Raw genomic sequence first — 3,981 nt, forward strand, 5'->3', positions numbered from 1 at the left:
ACCTGCGGCAGCTCTAGACACTAGCAATTGTGGCCCCCGCGCTGGGCCTTCGCGTACTTTTTTGAGAAATACCTTGAAGGTTGCATTGGCACGGTAATTATCGTTGGGTAGCTGTTCCCGTTTCGGTAAGTCGGCTTCTACTTCTGGCTGACTAAACCCACTACTGACAGCTAAAATCACGGATTGCCGCTCAAATCTCAGTACCCGCGCCTGCAAAACGGTTCCTTCCAGTTCTTGGAACTCTTCTGCGACGAGTTTGCGCTGCTGATCTCGCAGTTTTTGCGATAGCACTTGCTTGGTCTGAATTGCTGCCATGCGACCGAACTCAGTTTGATCGGGGGTCACATCTAAAACCACCGTGTCGCCAATCGCTGCTTCAGGCGCGACTTTCTGCACTTCTTCTAGACCAATTTCATGATCGCCACTACTCACCTTTTCAACGATGGTCTTGGTCGCCAAAACGCGGAAGCCTTCTTCTCCTTCTTGTTCTAGGTCGAGTTCGACTTCAAAGTTTTGAAAGTACTCTTCATCAAAATGATGTTTGTCGAGGTTCTGGGTACGACGATATCGCTCGTATCCTTTCAATAAAGCTTCTCGTAGGGCTGCTTGTACGGCACTTTTGGGTAAATTGCGCTCTACACTAATTTTATCGATTAGCTCTTTAAGTCCGCGTAGACTAACCATTGACATAAAAAAACCTCGCTAATTGCTATTGGTAATTGGTAACTGGTAATTGGTAATCGGTCAGTGGTCAAGAGGCAACTTCCTTGCGAACCACTGACGACTAACTACTAAGCTGACAGCTCAATTACCGTTTTTCATCCAGCTGCACTCGGCTGACCATTTGGCGGGGAATGGCGATCGCTCGACCTTTCTGGTTGAGGTAAACACCCTCTTCATCCCGACGAATCAGTTGCCCCGTCCACTCTTGCTGACCTTCGTAGGGTTCGGATGTGGTGACAATTACGGGAAATCCCTTGAAGGAGATGAATTCCCGATCTGTCGTCAACTGACGCGAAATACCGGGACTAGAAATTTCCAGGACATAGGCATCAGGAATGAAATTCGCTGCATCCAAAGCAGCCTCCAATGCCCGACTCATTCGTTCGCAGTCATCCAGCCCTGTGTCAGCGTTGCAATTCCGGATGTCCACGCGTAGCACGGGTGGGCGTTGGTTGGTGTGAAAAACCGCCCCGACTACTTCCAAGTCCAAGGCTTCTGCCACTGGCGCTGCTAAATCAATAATTTGTGGAATCAGGGGATGAGTCATTGGAAAACTCCAATAAAAAAAGTGGGTGCTGCCCCACTTCCTGCGAACACTATATTCCAAGAAGTCTCTGGACGAATCCTGATGGATTCGCCTTCCTAACTTTGAGTTTAGCTCAAGCGGTATGCCAGTGGCGAGTCGTCAACCGAGCGCTGAGGGAAGATAAGAAAAAAGAGATAGGCACCGATGCTCGGTGCCTGAAGGGCTAGGAAAATTGGACTGAGGATTATTAGCGTAGGCGCGTGCAAGCGCGGGATGAAGACTCTGTAGAAGAACAACTTTTCTTCTGAGTGGCGGCGCGAACGCGATCGGAAACTCTCTAGAAACATCGAGGAAAGAATGCTAGAAATTGAGATTAGTAGAGAATGTCTGAAAAATTGGTTATGACACTCCTTATCTATCGGGAATTTGGTGCTTTTGCGGCAGTTTTTTAGAATTTGTGGCAGGTAGTTTACTAAATAAATAACCCTTCCCAGATGCCAATACTACTTTTCAAACATTTTCTTATCCAAGCTAAGCAGTCTCAGTACTGTCCTAGCAAAATCCAAGACTAAATTTGAATCCTTATTGAGGATTCAAGTTAGAGATTGACATCAGCAATTGACATACAAATTTAAATTATTGCTTGACAATCTGACGGATCGCCCGTGTTTCTTCTAACACTTGTTCCAAATCTTGATCGGACAAGCGTTGGACGTAGTTGAGTTTCATCTCCTCCAACATATCGAAAAGTAAAGATTGAATTTTCTGAGCAGTCTGCTGTCTTTGCACCTCCGATCCTAAGGCTTCAGTGAAGTGTTCTATCAGCTGTTTGGAAAGTTCTGCGCCAACCGGATCGTCTTCCAAAGAGGCAGTGAGGGTGTTGTAGGCTGCAAGTGAGATTTCTTTGACCAGTTTTTCAGTTATCTGCGTGGGGATAGTACCCACCCCAGGTACTTGCTGGAGTCCCCGATAGAGGGGAGATTGGCTGAGAATTTTTTCAATGTTGTGCTGTAGAATTGCCTCTAAATCTGGCTGAATTTTTGGTAGAACTTGATTGACAGTTACTTTCATCAATAAGGTAGCGATCGCTTCTACTTCATTAACATTGTTGATGTCAACATAGGGACGAGCCTCCCGTCCTGATAACCACCGAGTCAGTTCTCCGCCACGAATCGACCCTTGTAGCTGGTTGATTACCCGGATCACAATGACTTCTGCCAATTCTTCTGCAAAGTTTGCCGCAAATCCTCGGTTAATTTGCACCCGGATTGATTCTAAATTTAATAATTGTGCTTGGTGTAGGCGCATGAAAACTGAAATGACGCGCAGCCACCGCCAAAAAGGTAGCAGCAAGAAAATATCATACCAGCGCCACATCATTGCTTCGAGCCAAGTGAGGCTATGGTGACGTCGGTGGATATAGTAGGTACGAAGTAGAAACTCAATGCCAAAGGGAATGATAAACCAGAGATCGATTTTCCAGAAGTAGTCAACGAAATTACCTGTTTCCCCAACTGGGCGAAAATAATTTCTTGCCATCAAAGGCTGAATTTCTTGGTTATAAAAGGTAATTTCTTTTTCCACGCCAGCTTGGGATAAATAAGGCAGACTCCAAAAGGTGCTAAAAGATTGTTTGGCAGAGACATTGCCAACGCGCTGACGCATCCGATTTTTGATTTTTTCCAGAGTCCCTGTCTTATTCGCCTCTGCAAACGGGTTTGTCTCAATCATTTCCACACTTTGTTGGCGCAGTTCCTCCAGTAAAGTTGCCACCTCTGGCGACTGCAATCCTTCTGTCTGTTGCAGCTGTGCTTTGAGTTTTTCTACTGTCTCTAGGTACTGCTGGGTTTCTCGATGGGGTTCAATACCTTTGATGGGGTCATAGATTCGGGTAATGCTGCGAAATTCCCGCAGGTAGAAATCGCGCAGCGGAATGTAAGTTAAGTCGAACAGCGCTAAGCCCAAGTTAGCCACTGCCAAAAGTGCCATCACACGTTCAAACCACAAGTTCCGGCGGGATTGGGGAGTCTTTGCCAATTTTTGAGGTGACATGGAAAGGAAGATGAGGTAATTGGTAATCGGGAATCGGTAATGGAAAAAAAGGGAATGGCGAAAAAGCTGCTACCTACTACCTAGCTAGCATCCATCACAATTTTCAATTACCAATTATCAGCTTGACAGACCCTCTGAAGCTTCAGTCATATTTGATACCACTAATTGTTCACCAATTGCTGATGTTGCCTTCAAAATAGAAGGATTCTATTGGATATCAGCACGCTGAAAGGTCGAACCCGGTAGCGCACGCGACGCGATCGCGATTGGCGGTTGTAGCGATCGCTTGCGAAAAATAAACGGTAGAATGCTCAATTCAGCTTAAACTGTAACTGTTCAAATCGCTATCGCGCTTAATCAGTGAGTGAGTGAGGAGATTGAGCTATGTGGAATAGGTTTGGAATGCCTTTAGCTGCGGTGATAACCATAACCGCCAGCTTAGTTAGTTATCAAGTAGCTATAGCCGAACGCAGCCGCGATTACACGCCAAGGGAATTTCGTTCCTTGTTGCGCGGCTTTGGGTATAACGTCACGATTGGAGATACTCTGACGGATGAAGCCACGATAAGGGCTATCCGCGAGTTTCAGCAGGGATATAAGCTAACACCTGTTGATGCTACAGCGGGGCCGAAGACACAGGATTATGCCGCAAATATCGTTAGAATTCTTCAGGCAAACTT

Annotated in this window: 5 protein-coding genes; 2 read left to right on the forward strand and 3 right to left on the reverse strand. The window is 46.2% G+C overall.

Going from position 1 to position 3,981, the window contains the following annotated elements:
- Both H6F50_RS10205 and rimP read right to left on the reverse strand, forming a co-directional pair.
- Positions 1-690 (reverse strand): NusA N-terminal domain-containing protein (locus H6F50_RS10205; protein WP_277879332.1); only part of this gene is annotated, 690 nt, incomplete at its 3' end.
- A gap of 118 nt (positions 691-808) precedes the next feature.
- The gene (gene rimP / locus H6F50_RS10210; protein ID WP_190428614.1) at positions 809-1,270 is read right to left on the reverse strand and encodes a ribosome maturation factor RimP; all 462 of its coding nucleotides are present in this window, start codon (positions 1,268-1,270) and stop codon (positions 809-811) included.
- Here rimP and H6F50_RS10215 point away from each other — a divergent pair.
- Positions 1,270-1,476: a hypothetical protein gene (locus tag H6F50_RS10215; protein WP_190428615.1), complete on the forward strand. Its 207-nt coding sequence runs from the start codon at positions 1,270-1,272 to the stop codon at positions 1,474-1,476. The genes rimP and H6F50_RS10215 overlap by 1 nt on opposite strands.
- A 409-nt stretch (positions 1,477-1,885) precedes the next feature.
- Here H6F50_RS10215 and H6F50_RS10220 read toward each other — a convergent pair whose 3' ends face one another.
- Entirely contained in the window at positions 1,886-3,301 is a 1,416-nt protein-coding gene (locus H6F50_RS10220) for a hypothetical protein (RefSeq protein ID WP_190428616.1), read from the reverse strand.
- A 384-nt stretch (positions 3,302-3,685) separates the two neighbouring features.
- Here H6F50_RS10220 and H6F50_RS10225 point away from each other — a divergent pair.
- On the forward strand, positions 3,686-3,981 hold a 296-nt coding region (locus H6F50_RS10225), incomplete at its 3' end, for a peptidoglycan-binding domain-containing protein (RefSeq protein WP_199292075.1).

The organism is Coleofasciculus sp. FACHB-712 (assembly GCF_014695635.1).
Lineage (GTDB): Bacteria > Cyanobacteriota > Cyanobacteriia > Cyanobacteriales > FACHB-T130 > FACHB-T130.